The 18,586-nt window shown below is 71.6% G+C and carries 15 protein-coding genes and 1 riboswitch; of the genes, 10 read left to right on the top strand and 5 right to left on the bottom strand.

Annotated elements, in window-relative coordinates; translation table 11 throughout:
- Nucleotides 1-2: 2 nt before the first annotated feature.
- From AB0K05_RS07865 to AB0K05_RS07855, 3 genes are read right to left on the bottom strand one after another with little or no spacing between them, the layout of a single operon-like run.
- Nucleotides 3-842: a sugar ABC transporter permease gene (locus AB0K05_RS07865; protein ID WP_222709008.1), complete on the bottom strand. Its 840-nt coding sequence runs from the start codon at nucleotides 840-842 to the stop codon at nucleotides 3-5.
- Nucleotides 839-2,407, bottom strand: coding sequence for an ABC transporter permease subunit (locus tag AB0K05_RS07860; protein ID WP_271280180.1), 1,569 nt, complete (start codon nucleotides 2,405-2,407; stop codon nucleotides 839-841). Before AB0K05_RS07860 ends, AB0K05_RS07865 begins: the two co-directional genes overlap by 4 nt.
- Before the next feature lie 6 nt (nucleotides 2,408-2,413).
- Nucleotides 2,414-3,673, bottom strand: coding sequence for a maltose ABC transporter substrate-binding protein (locus tag AB0K05_RS07855; protein WP_271280181.1), 1,260 nt, complete (start codon nucleotides 3,671-3,673; stop codon nucleotides 2,414-2,416).
- A 329-nt stretch (nucleotides 3,674-4,002) separates the two neighbouring features.
- Here AB0K05_RS07855 and AB0K05_RS07850 point away from each other — a divergent pair, with 329 nt between their 5' ends.
- From AB0K05_RS07850 to AB0K05_RS07835, 4 genes are all read left to right on the top strand, one after another.
- Nucleotides 4,003-5,352: an ATP-binding protein gene (locus tag AB0K05_RS07850; protein ID WP_271280182.1), complete on the top strand. Its 1,350-nt coding sequence runs from the start codon at nucleotides 4,003-4,005 to the stop codon at nucleotides 5,350-5,352.
- A 98-nt stretch (nucleotides 5,353-5,450) separates the two neighbouring features.
- The gene (locus tag AB0K05_RS07845; protein WP_364227599.1) at nucleotides 5,451-7,493 is read left to right on the top strand and encodes an N-acetylneuraminate synthase family protein; all 2,043 of its coding nucleotides are present in this window, start codon (nucleotides 5,451-5,453) and stop codon (nucleotides 7,491-7,493) included.
- Nucleotides 7,494-7,498: 5 nt separating this feature from the next.
- On the top strand, nucleotides 7,499-8,476 hold the full coding sequence (locus AB0K05_RS07840) for a glycosyltransferase family 2 protein (protein ID WP_364227596.1): 978 nt from the start codon (nucleotides 7,499-7,501) through the stop codon (nucleotides 8,474-8,476).
- Nucleotides 8,473-9,747 carry a polysialyltransferase family glycosyltransferase gene (locus AB0K05_RS07835; RefSeq protein WP_364227593.1) on the top strand — a complete coding sequence of 425 codons (1,275 nt, stop codon included), beginning with the start codon at nucleotides 8,473-8,475 and terminating at the stop codon, nucleotides 9,745-9,747. The genes AB0K05_RS07840 and AB0K05_RS07835 overlap by 4 nt, the downstream gene beginning before the upstream one ends.
- 37 nt (nucleotides 9,748-9,784) lie before the next feature.
- Here AB0K05_RS07835 and AB0K05_RS07830 read toward each other — a convergent pair whose 3' ends face one another.
- Both AB0K05_RS07830 and AB0K05_RS07825 read right to left on the bottom strand, forming a co-directional pair.
- Nucleotides 9,785-10,945 (bottom strand): DUF6716 putative glycosyltransferase, encoded by a 1,161-nt coding sequence (locus AB0K05_RS07830; protein WP_364228043.1) that lies wholly within the window; start codon nucleotides 10,943-10,945, stop codon nucleotides 9,785-9,787.
- A 2-nt stretch (nucleotides 10,946-10,947) separates the two neighbouring features.
- Nucleotides 10,948-11,901 carry a hypothetical protein gene (locus AB0K05_RS07825; RefSeq protein ID WP_364227590.1) on the bottom strand — a complete coding sequence of 318 codons (954 nt, stop codon included), beginning with the start codon at nucleotides 11,899-11,901 and terminating at the stop codon, nucleotides 10,948-10,950.
- A 97-nt stretch (nucleotides 11,902-11,998) separates the two neighbouring features.
- Here AB0K05_RS07825 and AB0K05_RS07820 point away from each other — a divergent pair, with 97 nt between their 5' ends.
- The 6 genes from AB0K05_RS07820 (at nucleotide 11,999) to AB0K05_RS07795 (ending at nucleotide 18,539) form a co-directional block, all read left to right on the top strand.
- Nucleotides 11,999-12,814: an aldo/keto reductase gene (locus AB0K05_RS07820; protein ID WP_364227587.1), complete on the top strand. Its 816-nt coding sequence runs from the start codon at nucleotides 11,999-12,001 to the stop codon at nucleotides 12,812-12,814.
- Nucleotides 12,815-12,862: 48 nt separating this feature from the next.
- Nucleotides 12,863-13,819: a Gfo/Idh/MocA family oxidoreductase gene (locus AB0K05_RS07815; protein ID WP_271280209.1), complete on the top strand. Its 957-nt coding sequence runs from the start codon at nucleotides 12,863-12,865 to the stop codon at nucleotides 13,817-13,819.
- A gap of 114 nt (nucleotides 13,820-13,933) precedes the next feature.
- Nucleotides 13,934-14,071: riboswitch (cyclic di-AMP (ydaO/yuaA leader) on the top strand.
- Nucleotides 14,072-14,084: 13 nt separating this feature from the next.
- Nucleotides 14,085-14,783, top strand: coding sequence for a CHAP domain-containing protein (locus tag AB0K05_RS07810; protein ID WP_271280208.1), 699 nt, complete (start codon nucleotides 14,085-14,087; stop codon nucleotides 14,781-14,783).
- Between the two features lie 93 nt (nucleotides 14,784-14,876).
- Nucleotides 14,877-15,308, top strand: a complete 432-nt coding sequence (locus AB0K05_RS07805; RefSeq protein ID WP_261808869.1) for a YciI family protein — start codon at nucleotides 14,877-14,879, stop codon at nucleotides 15,306-15,308.
- Between the two features lie 387 nt (nucleotides 15,309-15,695).
- Nucleotides 15,696-16,940, top strand: coding sequence for an RNA polymerase sigma factor (locus AB0K05_RS07800; protein WP_364227582.1), 1,245 nt, complete (start codon nucleotides 15,696-15,698; stop codon nucleotides 16,938-16,940).
- 270 nt (nucleotides 16,941-17,210) lie between these two features.
- A complete protein-coding gene (locus tag AB0K05_RS07795; protein ID WP_148032448.1) occupies nucleotides 17,211-18,539 on the top strand; it encodes an ABC transporter substrate-binding protein in 1,329 nt (442 codons plus the stop codon).
- The last annotated feature ends 47 nt before the right edge of the window (nucleotides 18,540-18,586 follow it).

Here is an 18,586-nt window from a genome sequence, read left to right as displayed (position 1 = left end):
AGTCACCCCTTGACGGCGCCGGAGGTGAGTCCGGAGACGATGTACTTCTGCAGCCAGAGGAAGACGCTGACGGTCGGGATCGCGGTGAGCAGCGTGGCGGCGGCGAACATGCCGAAGTTCTCGTTGCGCCGGTCGCCGGCGATCATCCCGTACATGCCCACGGCGAGCGTCTTGCTCTCCGGGTCGCGCAGGAAGACGTTCGCCATGAGGAACTCGCTCATGGTGGTGATGAACGCCAGCAGCGCGGTGACCGCGAGGATCGGCGTGACCAGCGGCATGATGACCTTCCAGAAGACCTGCGCGTGCGTGGCGCCGTCCACGGTGGCGGCCTCGTCGAGCTCCTTCGGCACGGTGTCCAGGAAGCCCTTCATCAGCCAGGTGTTCACGCCGAGCGCGCCGCCCAGGTAGAGCAGCATGAGCCCCCACACGGTGTCGAAGCCGAACGCCGGGTACAGCTCGGTCACCCTGGTGAAGATCATGAAGATCGTCACGATGGCCAGGAACTGCGGGAACATCTGGATGAGCAGCAGCGCCAGCAGCCCGACCCGGCGCCCGGCGAAGCGCATCCGGCTGAAGGCGTAGGCGGCGAACATCGACAGCAGCAGGCTGGCGAACGACGACAGCAGCGCGATGAACACCGAGTTGAAGAACCACCGGCCGAACGGGTAGACGTCCGAGGTCATCAGCTCGCCGAAGTTGTCCAGGCCGGCTCCGGTCGGCAGCAGCTCGGTCGAGGCGAGGGTGCCCAGCGGGTTGATCGCCGCCGAGACGACGAACAGGATGGGGAAGATCGCGAACGCGCACACGGCGAGCACGAACGCGTGCCTGAGCGCCAGCTTCACGCGTACACCTCCTCCTGCTTGCGGGTACGGCGGAACGCCACGGCAGAGACGATCGCCACGATGGCGAAGATGAACACCGAGATCGCGGCCGCGAAGCCGAACTGCGCGCCGCCGGTGCCGAAGGCCAGCCTGAACGTGTAGGTGATGAGCAGGTCGGTGCCCCCCACCTGCGGGTTCTCCGGCGGGAACGGCCCGCCCTCGGTGGTGAGCTGGATGGCGTTGAAGTTGTTGAAGTTGTACGCGAACGACGAGATGAGCAGCGGCGTCAGCGCCACCAGCAGCAGCGGCAGCGTCACCCGCCGGAACGCCTTCCACGGGGTGGCCCCGTCGATGGCGGCGGCCTCGGTCAGCTCCCGCGGGATCGCCTGCAGGGCCCCGGTCGTCACCAGGAACATGTACGGGAAGCCCAGCCACAGGTTGACCAGGACGACGGCGAGCCGGGCGGTGGTCACCTCGCCGAGCCAGTCCACGTTCAGCCCGAGCATCTGGTTGACCAGCCCGAAGTCGCGGTTGAACATGTCACGCCAGACCAGCAGCATCGCGAACGACGGCATGGCGTACGGCAGGATGAGCGCGATCCGGTAGGCCTTGGTGCCGCGCATGCGCGGGTGGTGCAGGGCCAGCGCGACGGCCATGCCGAGCCCGAACGTGCCGGCTACGGAGGCCAGCGCGAAGACCGCGTTCCAGCCGAACACGCCGAGGAAGTAGCCGGAGATCGTGGGGTTGGTCAGCACCCTGGCGAAGTTGGCCAGGCCGACGTTGACCTGCCAGCCCTGGGCCAGGTGCTCGCCGGCGGCGTTGACGAAGTAGCCCTGCGACCCGTCGGCGCGCCACGGGCCGCCCTCGCCCCGCATGCAGTCGCAGCCCGCGTCGTAGACGAGCGCCGCCCTGCCCTCGACGGCGCGGCTGAGCCCGTTGGCCTTGATGGCCCCGCCGTCGGTGGGCACGGTCAGCGCGGCGATCTCCTCGCCGCGGGCGGCGGCCTGCGGCGCGGTCAGCACGGTGACGCCGGGCGCGCGCAACACCTTGCCGGTGACGCCGACCTCGGCGCCGGGCAGCGGCGACAGCCCGCCCGCGTCGCCGAGCCGGACCTGCTTGGTGGCGGGGTCGACGAGCAGGAACACCAGTTCGCCGCCGCGCAGCGCGGTGGTGAGCTGGTACTCGGGCGAGCCGGGCGCCTGCCGTACGGAGCCGCGCTCGATGGCGGTGATCGCCGCCGCCTTGTCACCGCGGTGGCCGTCGCCGAAGTTGGTGAAGGCGGTGGTCACCGTGTAGAGCACCGGGAACACCTGGAAGGCGATGAGGAAGACGGTGCCGGGGACGAGATACTTGGCCGGGACGTACCGCCGGGTCAGGTAGAGGTAGCCGATGACGGCGGTGGCCCCGAGCAGCACGGCCAGCCCGATCCACGACCCGGTGGCGACCAGCGGCGGCGCGGCGTAGAGCAGGATCGCGGCGGCGACGGCGAGCACCGCGATCCTGCTCACCACGAAGGCGGTGGTGATGTTGCGGCGGGGCCGCGGAGCCTGTGACGCCTCCGCGGTCTCGCGCACGTCGGGCGACATGGGGCGTCAGTTCTTGAGCGAGCCGTCGATGGTCTTCTGCGCGGCGGCGGCCGCCTTGGCCGGGTCGCCGCCCTTGACCACGCCCGCCTCGGCGATGCCGAACGGCTCCCACACGGCCTGCATCTCCGGGATGGCGGGCATCGGCATGCCGTCCTTGCCGGCGTCCATGAACTTGCCGGCGTCGGCGTCGGCCGCCTTGACCTCCTCCAGGGCGGCGGTCAGCGCCGGAGGCCGGGGGTCGGCGTCGTACAGCGCCTTGGCGACGTCCTTGTTGGTCACGTAGTTGGTGACGAACTCCTGGGCGAGCGTCTTGTTCCGGCCCTTGGCCGCGACGAAGAACGACTGGACGCCGACGAACGGGGTGGCGGGCTCGCCGCCCTCGAACGAAGGGACGGGCGTGATGTCGTAGCCGAAGCCGCCCTTCTTGACGTCGGTCATGGCCCACGGGCCGGAGATCAGGAAGGCGCACTTCTTGCCGGCGAAGCTGGGGATGTAGTTCTCGTTGGTGATCGACGTCTTGAGCGCGCCGTCGCCCTTCTCCCCCAGCTCGCGCAGCTTCCCGAAGGCCTTGACCGAGCCCTCGGAGCCGACCAGCACCTGCTTGGGGTCGGGGTCGCCGGCCGGGGTGGAGCCGAACAGCTTGCCGCCGCCGGCGGCGAACAGCGGGTAGACGTGGAAGGCGTCGCCCTTCTGGGCCACGGGCAGGCAGAGGATCTCCTGGACCTTGCCGTCGTCCTTGAGCTTCTTGCCGGTCGCCACCATGTCCTCGATCGTGGCGGGCGCGTCGGGGGCCAGGTCGGTGTTGCGGATCAGGGCGATGTTCTCGACGGCGTACGGGGCGCCGTAGATCTGGCCGTCGAAGGTGACCGCCTTGATCGCGATGTCGGAGAACGCCGCCTTCTGCTCCTCGGTCAGGTTGACCGGCTCGATGGCGCCGTTCTGCACCAGGTTGCCGATCCAGTCGTGCGCGCCGACCATGACGTCGGGGCCGCTGCCCTGCTGGGAGGCGGTCAGGAAGGTCTGCTGGTTGTCCTTGCTGATCTCCTTCACCTCGACGGTCACGCCGTTCTCGGTGCCGAACTGATCGGCGAAGGGGGTGAGGGCCTTGACCCGGTTGGGGTCGGCCCAGATGACGAGGTTGCCCGACGCGGGGGCGGCCGAGGCGGACTCGCTCGGCGCCGCGGAGGGGGCAGCGGGGTCGGAGCCGCCACAGGCGGTTAAGGCCAGCGTCGCGAGAGCGGCCACGCCCAGGGCTCGCTTGCTCATGAGACCTCCCGAAAGATCAGTGATCGACCGCTTTCGCGGCTCTTGTTTCCGGGACGTTAGCTGGATTTTGCAATTTTTGGAAGATTTTGCAAGAGGGCGTTACCCGATCCTCATCCAGAGGCATTCCGGAGAGGCTCAACCTCCAGCGTCCGACCGGTATGCAAGTTTCGGCAAGCTTGCATCCCCACCCGGCGGAAGCCGGCGGGGTCCCACCCGATTCTCCCGCGCCGGCCGGTGCGGGCCCGCCTCTGATGAGGATCGGGAGCATTTGACCTTTCTTTCCCTCGGCGCGGCAGTCCGCGAAGAATACGGTCGGTAGCGTCGGTGAGGTGCGCCTGTGGGCCCGATCCCTGCGGGGACGCGTCACCATCATCGCCACGGTCGTCGCCGCGCTCGTGCTCACCCCCGTGGCGATCGCGGGCGTCCTCATCACCCGCCATCTGATCGCGCAGGCGACCTGGGACTCCACGGGAGACACCGCCGCCCGCATCGCCGCCCGGGTGCGCGGCGGCGAGCTGGGGGCCGGCCACGGGCTGCCGGTGCTCGACAGCGACGTCGACCTGATCCAGCTGGTCGCGCACGACGGCCGGATCCTCGCGGCGAGCGACGCGGCCAGGAAACTGCCGATGCTGAGCGGCGTGCGGCCGCGGCCGGGCGGCCGGGACGTCGACGTCACCGCTTGCCTGCCCGCCATGTGTATGCACATCACCGTGATGCGGGCCGGCCTGTCCGCCGAGGCGCCGATCGTCTACGCTGCGCGGCGCACCCCGCCCCTGCTCTCCACCCGGAGCATGGAGATCAGCGCGGCCGTCCAGCTCGCCGCGATCCTCGCGCTCACCGCCTGGGCGACCTGGGTGGTCACCGGCTCGGCCCTGCGCCCGGTGGCGCGGATGCGGCGGGAGCTGGACCACATCACCGCCCGCGACCTGAGCCGCCGGGTGACGGAGCCGCCGGGTGACGACGAGGTGGCGCAGCTCGCCCGCTCCGTCAACGGCACCCTGGCCCGCCTGGAACGCGCCGGGCTGCAGCAGCGCCAGTTCGCCGCCGACGCCTCGCACGAGCTGCGCACCCCGATCGCCGGGCTGCGCGCCCAGCTGGAGAGCGCCCAGCTCTACCCGGACGAGGCCGACGTGCGGACGCTGGTGAAGTCCGCGCTGCGCGACACCGACCGGCTGGAGGCCATCATCACCGACCTGCTGCTGCTGGCCAGGATCGGCTCCGGCGAGGACGCCGCCGCCAGGGAGCAGGTGGACCTGGCCGAGCTGGTCCGCCAGGAGCTCACCAGGCGCACGGACAGGGTCCCGGTGAGGACCGAGCTCGCCGAGGGCGTCACCGTGCACGGCGTCCGGCTCCAGCTGGCCAGGGTGCTGACGAACCTGCTGGACAACGCCCAGCGGCACGCCGAGAAGCAGGTGTCCGTCGAGGTGCGGCGGCAGGACGGCCAGGCCGTGCTCTGCGTGGAGAACGACGGCGCGCCGATCGCCGTCGGCGACCGCAAGCGCATCTTCGAGCGGTTCACCCGGCTGGACGCCGCCCGCAGCCGGGACGCGGGCGGCACCGGGCTGGGCCTGGCGATCGCCCGCGACGTGGCGCTCGCGCACGGCGGGCAGATCCGGGTGGAGGACAGCCCGCACGGCGCCAGGTTCGTGCTGCGCCTGCCGGCCACCTGGCCCGGGTGACGCAACCCGATGCCCCCGGAAAGTTAAGAACGGGGACGCTGCCAGTTCAACCAGCGCCTCTAGCTTCTGGATGCAACCCGGAGGATAGAGGAGATACGTTGCGAGTCCTGGCCGTAGTTCCCGCCCGTGGAGGTTCGGCGGGCGTACCACTGAAGAACCTCGCCCCCGTCGGGGGCACCCCGCTCGTGGCTCGCGCGGTCCGCGCGTGCCTGCAGGCCGAGCTGGTGGACGAGGTGGTGGTGAGCACCGATCACCCGGGCATCGCCGAGGCCGCCGAGCGGGCGGGCGCGCGGGTGGTGGAGCGGCCGGCCGAGCTGAGCGGCGCCACGGCCTCCAGCGAGTCGGCCGTGCTGCACGCCCTCGACGCCCTGGGCGAGGACCCCGAGGTCGTCGTGCTCGTGCAGTGCACGAGCGTGTTCATCGATCCCGCCGACCTGTCGGCGGCCGTGCGCCGGGTGCTCGACGGCGAGGCCGACGCGGTCTTCTCCGGTACGCCGACGCACGAGTTCCTGTGGACCCCGGCCGGCGCGGGCGTCAACCACGACCCGGCGTCCCGGCCGCGCAGGCAGGACATGGAGCCGCAGTTCCGCGAAACCGGCGCCTTCTACGTGATGCGCGCGGCGGGGTTCCGCGAGCGCGGCCACCGCTTCTTCGGTGACGTGGCCGTGCAGGCGGTGCCCGCCCGGCACGCGGTCGAGGTGGACACACCAGAGGACCTGGAGATCGTGCGGGCGCTGGCCCCGTTCGTGGACGCGCCCGAGCCGATCGACGTGGACGCGGTCATCACCGACTTCGACGGCGTGCACACCGACGACCGCGCCTACGTCGACTCCGAGGGCCGCGAGATGGTGCTGGTCAGCCGCTCGGACGGGATGGGCGTGTCGCTGCTGCGCCGCGCCGGGGTGAAGGTGCTGGTCATGTCGACCGAGCACAACCCGGTGGTGGCGGCCAGGGCGCGCAAGCTCGGCGTGCCGGTGCTGCAGGGCCTGGCCGACAAGCGGACGGTGCTGCGCGACTGGCTCGCCATCGAGAACCTCGACCCGGCCCGCGTGGCGTACGTCGGCAACGACGTCAACGACCTGGGCCCGATGGCCGAGGTGGGCTGGCCGGTCGCGGTGCCGGACGCGCACCCGCGGGTGCGCGCCGCGGCCCGGGTGGTGCTGACCAGGGCGGGCGGCGACGGCGCGGTGCGCGAGCTGTGCGACCGGGTGGTCGCGGCCCGGCCGGTCCTGGAGGAGCCGGCTCCGGCCGCGCCGCCGCGGCTCAGGTTCCGCCCGGTGTCCATCGGGGACGTGCCGGTCGGCGACGGCGAGCCGGTGTACGTGATCGGCGAGATCGGCATCAACCACAACGGCGACCTCGACATCGCCCGCCGGCTCATCGACGTGGCGGCCGACGCCGGCTGCCAGGCGGTGAAGTTCCAGAAGCGCACCCCGGCCATCTGCGTGCCCGAGGCGCAGAAGGGGCAGATCCGGCAGACGCCGTGGGGCGAGATGACGTACCTGGAGTACAAGGAGCGCACCGAGTTCGGCGCCGACGAGTACCGGCAGATCGCCGAGTACTGCGACGAGCGCGGCCTGCACTGGTTCGCCTCCCCGTGGGACGTGCCGTCGGTGGAGTTCCTGGAGGACATGGACGTCCTGACGCACAAGGTGGCCTCGGCCGGCGTCGCCGACCACCAGCTGCTGCGCGCGCTGGCCGCCACCGGCAAGCCGATCATCCTGTCGACCGGGATGTCCACGCTGCGGGAGATCGACGAGGCCGTGGAGATCCTCGGCACCGAGAAGCTGATCATGATGCACGCGACGTCCACGTACCCGCTGCCTCCCGAGGAGGCCAACCTGCGCACGATCACCACCCTCAAGGAGCGGTACGGGGTGCCGGTCGGCTACTCGGGGCACGAGCGAGGGCTGCAGATCTCGCTGGCCGCGGTGACGCTCGGCGCGGTCTGCGTGGAGCGGCACATCACCCTCGACCGCACCATGTGGGGCTCCGACCACGCCGCCTCGCTGGAGCCGTCGGGCCTGGAGCACCTGGTGCGCGACATCCGGATCATCGAGCAGGCCATGGGCGACGGCGTCAAGCGGGTCTTCCCCGGCGAGGAGGCCCCGAAGGCGCGGCTGCGCCGGATCACCGTCTGACCTCGGTGATCACCCTCTCGGTCATCGTGCCGGTCCGCGACGGCGAGCGCTTCATCTCCGACGCGCTCGTCTCGCTGGCCCGCAACTTCCGGCCCGGCTTCGAGTTCGTCGTGGTCGACGACGGGTCGGTGGACGGCACCGCCGCCGTCGTCGAGGACTTCCGCGCCGACCTGCCCGGACTCGCCGTGATCCGCAACCCCGAGCCGCTCGGGCTGGCGGACGCGCGCAACGCCGGGCTTTCGGCCGTCTCAGGCCGGTACGTCACGTTCCTGGACGGCGACGACTGGCTGGCTCCCGGCTACCTGGCGCGGCTGGTCGCGGTCATCGACGGGCTCGGCTGCGACTTCGTACGCGCCGACCACGTACAGGTCGAGGGCCGCAAGCGGGTCGTGCACCGGGCTCCCGCGGCGCGGCGGGGCGCGGTGCTCGACCCGCGCGGGGCGATCCTGCCGGCGGGCGCGCGCACGATGGTGGACTACCCGTACGCCTGGGCGGGCGTCTACCGGCGGTCGCTGGGTGACCTGCTGCGCTTCCCGTCCGGGCTGCACACCGCCGAGGACCGGCCGTGGATCTGGCGGCTGCACCGGGAGGCGGTGACGTTCGCCGCGGTGTCGATGGCGGGCGTGTTCTACCGGCGGCAGGTGGCCGGCTCGCTCACCCAGGTGGGCGACGAGCGGCAGCTGCACTTCTTCGACGCGTTCGAGCTGGTCTTCGCGGACCTGGAGGAGAAGTACCTGCCGAAGGCGGTGCGCAACTTCTGCGGTCTGCTCGCCCACCACCTGGAGCTCGCGGACCGGTTCCCGCCGGAGCTGCGGGCCCGGTTCACCGAGCGCGGCGCGCGGATGGCGCAGGCGCTGCCGCGCGAGCTGGTGGCGGAGGCCGCGGCGGCGATGCCCGCCGAGCGTTCGGCCGTGCTGCGCGAGCTGCTGCCCGGTCTGCCCGTCCCGGCCCGCGGGCCGCGCCCCGATGGGGAGGATTCATGACCAGCCACCCGACGACGGTCTTCTACGCCTCGACGCTGTTCGGCGCGATGTCGCTGGCGGCGGGCATCGACGCCGGCCTGTTCGGGGACGGCCGCAGGGTGCTGCTGGTGTCGTCCAACACGCCGGTCCCCGAGGTCTCCACGCCGCTGGACGCGACCCCCGGCTTCGCCGCGCTCGCCTCCCGGTTCGACGAGGTGCGCTCGTGGAACGAGCTGATCGCGCCGCTGCATCCGGCGGAGTGGCGACCCAGGATCGTCGAGGCGCCGATGCTGGAGCGGCTGGTCCGCTCCCACCTGCGGCTGGACGTGGTCGACGAGCTGGTGGTCGAGTCGATCGCGGTCGCGCCCGCCCGCACGATCGCCGGGCTGGTCCGCGACTGCCCGATCACCGTCTACTCCGACGGGCTGATGAGCTACGGACCGACCCGTGACCCGCTGCCCGCCGAGATCTCCCACCGCGTCACCCGCCTGCTCCACCTCGACCTGGTGCCGGGGCTGGCGCCGCTGCTGCTGACCGAGTACGGGGTGCCGGCCGTGAGGCTGCCGGAGGAGCCGTTCCTGTCGGTCGTCCGCGAGGTGGCCGCGACCGCGCCGGCCATGGCGGGCGGCCAGGCGATGATCCTCGGGCAGTACCTGTCGGCGCTCGGCGTCGTCACCCCCGAGGAGGAGGCCGGGCTGCACGAGGCGATGCTGCGCGGCCTGGCCGCCCGCGGCTACACGGGCGTGCTGTTCAAGCCGCATCCCTCGGCGGGGCGCGAGCACGCCCGGCTGCTGCGCGCCGCCGCCGGGCCGCTCGGCGTCCAGGTGACGGTGGCCGGGGAGAGCGTGCCCGCCGAGGTCTGCTTCGCCACGCTCCGGCCGGAGCTGGTGGTGGGCTGCTTCTCCACCGCCCTGGTGACGGCGCGCCGCCACTACGGGCTGCGCGCCGTCTCCCACGGCACCGGCCTGGTGCTGGAGCGGCTGACCCCGTACGAGAACAGCAACCGGATCCCGGCCACCATCGTGGACGCGCTGCTCCCCCGGCTGTCGGAGGACGGCTTCGTCGACGAGCCGCCCGCGGCCGACCTGCCGGAGCTGGTCCGCGCGGTGGGCTACTGCATGCAGGCCGAGGCGTACCCGGACCTGCGGCCCGACGGCTTCTCCTTCGACGCCCGCTACTTCAAGCGCAGGCGCCTGGAGGCCCTGGGCCTCCTCGACAAGCCCGGCAGGCCCGAGCAGCCCCCGCCGGGCCCGCTGGACCGCCTGCGCAGAAAACTCCGAACCACCCGCTGACCCCGCTCCACCTGCGGCGACCTCCGCGCCGTCCGCGTCAGGTCAGGACTTTGAGGTAGCGGCGGACGCGTCGCTTGGCGCGGTAGCCGGCGCGCAGCATGTTCGGCGGCACCTCGACCCGCAGCCGGGCGCGGCGGCGGGCGGCGGCGTGCTCGGGGCCGTCCAGCAGGGAGACGGCAGGCACCCGGGAGCGGGAGAGCACCAGCCCGGTCAGCAGCCCGGTCCAGTCGCCGCGCTCGTCCGGGTGGAAGTAGTTGGCCGCACACCATCGCGGGTCGGCCTGCCGGAAGCCGCCTTCGGTCAGGTCGTCGAGCGTGCCGAGCAGGCCGCTGTCCTCGAACACCAGGTTGATCGTCTCCGCGTTCACCCCGAAGTCGCTCAGCACCAGCGACGGCACGCCCATGGCGATGGCCTCCAGCGCCGCCGTGGAGCTGACGGTGACGAACCCGGCCGCCCGGGAGAGCTGGTCCTGCATCGACCCCGCGGCGAACCGCAGCCGGCCAGGCTCGCCCAGCTCCCGCCAGAGCTTCTGGTAGTGGTGACGCTCGCGGTGGGTCTGCCGCTCGCCTTCGAGCGCGCGCAGCTTGACCACGACGTCCAGGCCGGGCTCGCGGACGGCCAGCTCGGCCAGCGCGAGCAGGATCCGCTCGCGGTCCTCGCGCGCCTTCGGCACCTTGGCCTGGGTGGCGAAGACCACCCGGTCGCCGCCGGACCGCTCCTGCCGGGGCCGCAGGAACGGCAGCCTGGCCAGGCCGACAGCCCCTCCCCCGCCGAGCCGGGCCGCGATGGCCGCGAACTCGGCCACCTCGCGCTCGCTGTGCACCACGAACAGGTCGCAGCCGCTGCGGAACAGCCACGCCTTCTCCGTCGCGGGCACCGAGATGCCGGGCAGCCCGGTGGCGAACACCGGCCGCGGGCGCAGCCCGTCCAGCACGCCGGACACCAGCACGTCCACGACCGGACCCGTGCAGGACACCAGGATCACGTCGGGCCTGGACCGTTCCGCCAGGCGGCGCAGCGCGCGGGCGCTCAGCACCGGCGGCGCGGGCCGGTCCCCCACGGCGGCGGCGATCTGCTCGGCCGACGGCGCGATCGGGGTGCGCACCACCACCAGTTCGGTGTCACAGCCGTCCGGCAGGTCCTGGAGCAGGCAGGCCGCCCACTTCAGGTACGAGTCGGAGTCGGCCACCGCCAGCACTCTCAACCGGTCACTCCTGTCACTCCTGTCAGATGCGAGCGCAGCGCGGGGGCCGCCCTGCTCGTCCACCAGTCGTCGGGCACGTCCACCGGCTCCACCGCCACTCCGCGCGGACCGAGCAGCACCCGCAGCGAGGAGATCGCGGTCGACGGCAGGCTGACCACCCGCTGGCCCGGGTCGAGGCCGCGCAGCGTCAGCTCGGCGGGCGCGCCGCCGTCGTGCACGGTGATGCCGGGCCGCTCGCGGATGACCGCGACGTCGACCGGGTCCTCCCGCCGGTGCGGGTAGTACGCGAGCGGCTCCTCGGCCGCCAGGTCGGTCAGCCAGCGCAGGTAGCGCTCACGGTGCACCAGCCCGTTGCGCACCAGCGAGGTGCCGAGCACGACCGTCCGCTCGGCGGGCCCCGGCTCGCTGGGCGGCTGGCCGCGCAGCCACGCGAACTCGTGCCGTACCAGGTCGACGCCCGCCCGGCGGACCGCCTCCGCCAGGTGAGGCGGGACGGGCAGCGCGGTGAAGACCGTGACCCCGCCCGCGCGCAGCCTGATCGCGGCGGCCAGCCCGAGCGCCGCGCGCAGCGCGCCCGGCTGGGCGCGGGCTCGCAGCAGCGGCCGGTACGGTTTCGCGGCGAGCAGTTCCAGCAGCCGGATCGTGGCCATGCCGTCGTCCACCACGACGACCCTGCCGGGGAAGGCGGCCAGCCAGCGCAGCTGCACCCGGCCGGAGAAGGCGTCGCCGACGACGGCCGGCCGGCGCGGCATGCGCTCGCTCGGCTCGGCCAGCTCCAGCCCGGCGGGCAGGTCGAGGCCGCGCAGCTCGCGCCCGGTCGCCTTGAGGGCGCGCAGCCGCGCCCGCGGCACCACAGTGGTGGCCGGGCCGAGCAGCCCCGCGTGATGGGCCTCGACGGCGCACAGCATCTGGAGCGGGGATTCCACCCAGGCCGACGCCTGTTTGACCACGTTTGCTCTCCCAGCCAGGTGATGGCCCGTTCACGACCGCTTCAAGCTAGCCCGGGCGGCTTAAGCCGTGCGGAACGAGACGTGAACAATGGGAAGTATGAACTCGCTACGGCTTTACAGAGACGGTGTCGAGATCCCGCAACTCGGCCTCGGCGTCTGGAAGGTGACCGACGACGAGGCGGAGCGGGCCGTGCTGACCGCGCTCGAGGCCGGCTACCGCCACATCGACACGGCCACGCTCTACCGCAACGAGGAGGGCGTCGGCCGGGCCGTGCGCGCCTCCGGCGTCCCGCGCGAGAAGCTCTTCGTCACCACCAAGCTGTGGAACTCCGATCACGACCGGGTGGAGCGGGCCTTCGACGAGAGCCTGGCCAGGCTCGGCCTCGACCACGTCGACCTCTACCTGATCCACTGGCCGGCGCCGAAGCAGAACAAGTACGTCCAGGCCTGGCGCGGCCTGGAGAAGATCTACCGGGACGGCCGGGCCAGGGCTATCGGCGTGTCCAACTTCACGGTCGGCACGCTCACCCGGCTCATGGACGAGACCGACATCGTCCCCTGCATCAACCAGATCGAGCTGCACCCGTACTTCCAGCAGCACGAGATGCGCGAGTTCCACGACAAGAACGGGATCCTCACCGAGGCGTGGAGCCCGCTCGGCTCCGGCCGGGGCCTGCTGGAGGACCCGGCGCTGGCGGTGCTGTCGGACAAGCACAACCGCACGCCCGCGCAGATCGTGCTGCGCTGGCACATCCAGATCGGCAACGTGGTGATCCCGAAGTCGGTCACCCCGTCGCGGATCAAGGAGAACATCGACGTGTTCGACTTCATCCTGGACCGCGAGGACATGGCCGCGATCGGGGCGATGAACGCCGGCCGCCGCCTCGGGCTCGACCCCGAGACCAGCGGGTGAATTCGCCTCACATATCGCTTTCGCGGATGAATCTGTACGATCTTCCGCGTGCGTGACTTATCGTGGGGCATCGCGGCGACCGGCGGCATCGCCAGGACAGTGGGCGCCGTCATCGCCGCCGAGCCGGGGATGAGGGTGGCCGCGGTCGGCTCCCGCGACCTGGGCCGGGCCAAGGCGCTGGCCGCGACACTGGGCGCCGAGTCCGCCCACGGCTCCTACGCCGAGCTGTGCGCCGATCCGGCCGTGGACGCCGTCTACGTCGCCACCCCGCACGCCCAGCACCTGGAGGTGGCCGAGGCGGCCATCGCGGCGGGCAAGGCCGTGCTGTGCGAGAAGCCGCTCGCCGCCACCACGGCCGACGCCGAACGGATGGTCCGGCTGGCCCGCGAGGCCGGGGTCTTCCTGATGGAAGCGATGTGGATGCGGTTCAACCCGCTGATCCGCATGCTCGCCGGCGACGGGCGTTTCGGCGAGATCCGCTCGGTGCGCGCCTCGTTCGGCTTCGCGCACCCGTACGATCCCGCGCATCGGCTCTGGGCGCCGGAGCTGGGCGGCGGCGCCCTGCTCGACCTGGGCATCTACCCCATGGGGCTGGCCCAGTTGTTCCTCGGAACGCCGGAGAGCACGCGCATCACCGGCTCGCTGTCCCCGGGCGGCGTGGACGCCGAGGCGGGCGGGCTGATGAGCTATCCGGGCGGCAGGCGGGCGCTGGTGGAGTGCTCGCTGCTCGGCGCCTACTCCAACGACGCCACCGTCGTCGGCACCGGGATGCGGGCCGACATCGACGCCCCGTTCTGGGCTCCGCGGCGGGTCGTGCTCAGCGGGCCGGGGATGGAGCCGGAGGAGCACGCGCTCGACGATCCGGCGGACAACGGGTACGCGGGCGAGCTGCGCGAGGTCCGCGACTGCCTGGCGCGGGGTCGTACCGAGAGCGAGATCATGCCGCTTGACGAGAGCCTTGCCATCATGCGGGTTCTGGCGGAGGCGCGGGCGCAGATCCGCTAGCCGCGGCTTTGAAGACTTGCCAGTTTCTTGCCAGATGCGTTACTTTACTCCGCATTCACGGCATACGTCCGGTTTGCCCGGTCGTGTCCGAGAACACCGTCGTATCGCAGGATCGTCCTGCGACCGCTGAATCCGCCTTGCGCGGAACCGGGGACCCACTTCTTCCGGGGTGAATCGGCGCCTCGCGCGCCGTAGGGCAGCTTCCACGCCCGAACCCGTCAGCTAACCCGGTAAGCGGCATGGAAGCAAGGAGTACATCCCCTCGATGGTCATGCATCGCCTCCCCCGTGCCACCCAACCGCATTACGTCCGCGCCGCCCTCGGCGCCACCTTCGTCGCCTGCTTCATGGGCTCCGCCCTCCCCGCCCACGCCGACCCGGTCAACGGAGACGATCTCTCGCTGACGGCCCAGGCGGAGGCCGGCCAGACCGCCTCCCAGGAGGCGAAGCCCGCCGAGAAGGACAAGATCGACGTCACCGCAGCCCAGGTGCTCGCCCTGGCCAGGGAGCAGATCGGCATCAGGGAGAACGCGCGGGGCGGCGGCACGAAGTTCCAGGAGTGGTACGCGAACTCGCAGCGCGCCCAGGAGACCATCGCCCGTGACGGCGGCCACCCCGCCGCCTACCTGAACGCCCCCTGGTGCGCGATGTTCGTCTCCTGGGTCGGCGAGCAGACCGGCGCCCGCGCGCAGGTGGGCTGGGACGCCTACACGGTGACGCACGCGCGGTGGTTCCAGAACAACGGCCGCTGGGGCACCCTGGCCAAGCCGGGCGCCGTGGTCTTCTTCGCCTGGAACGGCAGCAAGAGCCTCGGCTCCATCCAGCACGTGGGCTTCGTGGTCAAGGACAACCGCGACGGGACGATCTCCACGATCGAGGGCAACACCGGCAACGGGCTCGTCGAGGAGCGCATCCGTCCCAAGTCTCAGGTCGTCGGCTACGGCTACCCCGAGTACGCCGCCTGATTGTCCGGAAGAATCCCTGAGGTGTCGATGCGGACGCCGCTCGTTCGACGCGTCGGCGAGACCGGGATTCGAAGGAGAAGCACCGTGAAGTTCATGATCATCGGAAAGGGCAGCGCCGAGACCGAGGCGGGCGTCATGCCGAGCCGGCAGCTCGTCGACGACATGATGGCCTACAACGAGTCGCTGGCCAAGGCCGGCGTCCTGCTGGCGGCGGAAGGGCTGGCCCCCAGCTCCCGCGCCGCCCGCATCGCCTACGGCCCCGGCAAGCCCAAGGTCATCGACGGGCCCTTCGCGGAGACCAAGGAGATCATCGCCGGCTTCTGGCTGATCCAGGTCAAGTCCCGCGAAGAGGCCGTCGAATGGGCCCTGCGCGTCCCCGTCCCCGAGGGCGGCGAGGGGGTCGGCCTGGAGCTCTGGGAGGTCTTCGACGCGGCCGACATGCCGGAGACCTCCCTCACCCCGGAGACCGCCGAGCGCGACAAAGCCCTCCGCGAGTCCCTGGAGACCAACCCCCCGAACGCCTGACGGCAGCCCCAGGGCGACCCCCCAGACGCCTGCCAAGAACGCGCCACCCACACCCAGGCATGGGTGCCGCCCACGCCCAGGCGCGTGTGCCGCCCTCAACCAGGGCGGCACACGCGCCGGGGACGGCCGTCCGCCGCTTGAACGGGAGCCGAAACACACGCGGGAGACGGCCGTTCGCCGCTCCAGCCGGGGCGGCACGCACGCCTCGGACGGCCGTCGGCCGCTCCAGCCGTTGGCCCGGCACACACCCCGAAGACGGCCATCCGCCGCTCCAGCCGGTAGCCGGGCACACATGCCGGGGGCGGCGCTCCCTGAAAGCGTTTCTCGCTTCCCGCGCTGAGGTGAGTGCCGGGCATGTCCCGGACGGGGTGACCATACGATGGGCCCGTGACAGCTTCGGAGACGCATGGGGCCATCGAGGCCGTGTGGCGGATCGAGGCGGCGCGGCTGATCGCCGGGCTGGCCCGGCTGGTGCGCGACGTCGGCCTGGCCGAGGAGCTGGCACAGGACGCGCTGGTCGCGGCGCTGGAGCAGTGGCCCCGCGAGGGCGTGCCACGCAATCCGGGCGCCTGGCTGATGACCGTGGCCAAACGCCGGGGCGTCGACCTGATCCGCCGCAGGGAACGCTACGAGCGCAAGCTCGCCGAGATCGGCCGCGCCCTGGAGGACGACCCCGGACAGGAGCCGCCCGGCCCCGAGGAGATCGAGGACGACCTGCTGCGGCTGGTGTTCACCGCGTGCCATCCGGTGCTGTCCACCGAGGCCCGGGTGGCGCTGACGCTGCGGGTGCTGGGCGGCCTGTCCACCGACGAGATCGCGCGCGCGTTCCTGACGTCCGAGCCGACGGTGGCGCAGCGGATCGTCCGCGCGAAGCGGACCCTGGCCACGCGGAAGGTGCCGTTCGAGGTCCCCGCGGGCGAGGAGCTGGCCGGACGGCTGTCGTCCGTGCTGGAGGTCATCTACCTGATCTTCAACGAGGGCTACTCGGCCACCGCCGGCGACGACTGGATGCGGCCCGGGCTCTGCGAGGACGCGCTGCGCCTGGGGCGGGTGCTGGCCGGGCTGATGCCGAAGGAGCCCGAGGTGTTCGGCCTGGTGGCGCTCATGGAGATCCAGGCGTCCCGCTCGGCCGCCAGGCTGGGCCCGTCCGGCGAGCCGATCCTGCTGCTGGAGCAGAACCGCGCCCGGTGGGACCGGCTGCTCATCCGCCGCGGCCTGGCCGCGCTGGAGCGGGCCGAGGAGCTGACCGGCACCATGGGCCCGTACACGCTCCAGGCCGCCATCGCGGCCTGCCACGCCCGCGCGTTCACGCCCGGCGAGACCGACTGGGTCCGCATCGCCGACCTGTACGCGCGGCTCGCGGCCCTGTCCGGCTCGCCGGTGGTCGAGCTCAACCGCGCGGTGGCCCTGGCCATGGCGTACGGCCCCGAGGTGGGCCTGGAGCTGGTCGACCAGATCGCCGGCGAGCCGGCCATGCGGGACTACCACCTGCTGCCGGGCGTACGCGGCGACCTGCTGTTCAGACTGGGCCGGCTCGGCGAGGCCCGCGCCGAGTTCGAGCGCGCGGCCGCGCTGACCCGCAACGAGCGCGAACGCGTTCTCATGGAGGCGCGGGCCGCGGCCTGCCGGTGAGACGCCTCTGGTTCTGGTGCGCTTTTGTGCCGGTGTGCGGGAGAAACGGTGCCCGTGGGATGGGAGCGCTCCCAAGTAGCGCTTTGGGCGATATATCCCCGTACGGCTACTTCTAGGGTCACAAAATACCCCAGAGGTAACGGTTGAGTTTCGGGACGTTGACGCCTGGACGCGCTACGGGCACTCTTTGTGGGAGCGCTCCCAAAGACACTCCAATCGCGGGACTGTCGCGATGCACCTCCCAAGATCCACACCCAAGAGGGGTACGGTATGACGAACCACAAGCGCTTTGCAGTAACCGGAGTCCTGGTCACGGCCCTGGCCGCGATGACCGCCGCCTGTGGTGGCGGTGAGGCTCCGGCCCCCTCAGCCGATGCGAGCACGCCGGCGGAGCCCGTCACCATCAACGTGCACACCTTCGGCGGCGGCGAGAACTTCGGCTACGACGAGGCCGTGAAGAAGTGGAACGCCGAGCACCCGAACATCCAGGTCAAGTACTCGAACCTGACCGACAGGTTCGAAGACGTCTATCTGCCGCAGCTGCTCCAGCGCCTGCAGGCCGGCAGCGGCGCCGGTGACATCGTCGGCATCGACGAGGGCGCGATGGGCCTGATGGCCGCCCGCCCGCAGTTCTTCACCGACCTGGGCGAGTACGGCCTGCAGGACCGCAAGGCCGACTTCCCCGCGGCCAAGTGGGAGACGGGCGTCAACGCCGAGGGCAAGCTGTTCGCGCTGGGCACCGACATCGGCGGCATGACCATGTGCTACCGCAAGGACCTGTTCGAGAAGGCCGGGCTGCCGACCGACCGTGAGGAGGTCGCCAAGCTCTGGCCGACCTGGGACGCCTACCTCGAGGCCGGCAAGAAGTTCTCGGCCGCCGACACCGGCGCGAAGTGGATGGACGGCCCGAACACCATCTACAACGTGATCCTGTCGCAGGAGGCGCCGAAGAACGGCAACATCTCGTACTTCGACAAGGAGAACAACCTCGTCCTGGAGACGAACCCGGCCGTCAAGACCTCCTTCGACTGGGTGCAGAAGTTCAGCCAGCAGGGCCTGACGGCCAAGCTCCAGGCGTTCACCCCGCCGTGGAACAAGGCCATCAAGGGCGGCGACTTCGCCACCATGGGCTGCCCGTCGTGGATGCTCGGCGTGATCTCCGGCGCGGCCGGCGAGGAGAACAAGGGCAACTGGGACGTCGCCGCGGTGCCGGGCGGCACGGGCAACTGGGGCGGCTCGTGGCTGGCCGTCCCCAAGCAGACCAAGCACCCGAAGGAAGCCGCCGAGGTGCTCAACTACCTGACGGGCAAGGACGGCCACATCGCGGCCTTCAAGGAGGCGGGCGCCTTCCCGAGCTCCATCCCCGCCCAGCAGGACCCCGAGGTCGCGGGCCTCAAGAACGAGTACTTCAACGACGTGCCGACCGGCGAGATCTTCTCGGCCTCGGTCAAGGACCTGCAGCCGGTCTTCCTGGGTGAGAAGCACGCCCAGGTGAAGACCTCGGTGGAGAAGGTGCTGGAGGGCATGGACCAGGGCGCGGTGGGTTACGACGAGGCCTGGACGAAGTTCGTCGAGGCGGGCGTCAAGGCAGCGGGCTGACGCTCCCACTGGACCGGGTGGCGCCCGCTCCGGGCGGGCGCCACTCC

It is taken from the genome of Nonomuraea sp. NPDC049486, assembly GCF_040676925.1.
In the GTDB taxonomy this organism is placed as follows: Bacteria; Actinomycetota; Actinomycetes; order Streptosporangiales; family Streptosporangiaceae; genus Nonomuraea; species Nonomuraea ferruginea.
Note: the sequence above shows the minus strand (reverse complement) of the source record. Positions and strands in the feature narration are given on the sequence as shown.

Bases quoted from the DNA above. Each gene is read 5' to 3' on its own strand.
- AB0K05_RS07820 (WP_364227587.1), top strand. From the start codon at position 11,999: ATGAACTCGCTACGGCTTTACAGAGACGGTGTCGAGATCCCGCAACTC.
- AB0K05_RS07835 (WP_364227593.1), top strand. From the start codon at position 8,473: ATGACCAGCCACCCGACGACGGTCTTCTACGCCTCGACGCTGTTCGGC.
- AB0K05_RS07855 (WP_271280181.1), bottom strand. From the start codon at position 3,673: ATGAGCAAGCGAGCCCTGGGCGTGGCCGCTCTCGCGACGCTGGCCTTA.
- AB0K05_RS07795 (WP_148032448.1), top strand. From the start codon at position 17,211: ATGACGAACCACAAGCGCTTTGCAGTAACCGGAGTCCTGGTCACGGCC.
- AB0K05_RS07860 (WP_271280180.1), bottom strand. From the start codon at position 2,407: ATGTCGCCCGACGTGCGCGAGACCGCGGAGGCGTCACAGGCTCCGCGG.
- AB0K05_RS07810 (WP_271280208.1), top strand. From the start codon at position 14,085: ATGGTCATGCATCGCCTCCCCCGTGCCACCCAACCGCATTACGTCCGC.
- AB0K05_RS07805 (WP_261808869.1), top strand. From the start codon at position 14,877: ATGATCATCGGAAAGGGCAGCGCCGAGACCGAGGCGGGCGTCATGCCG.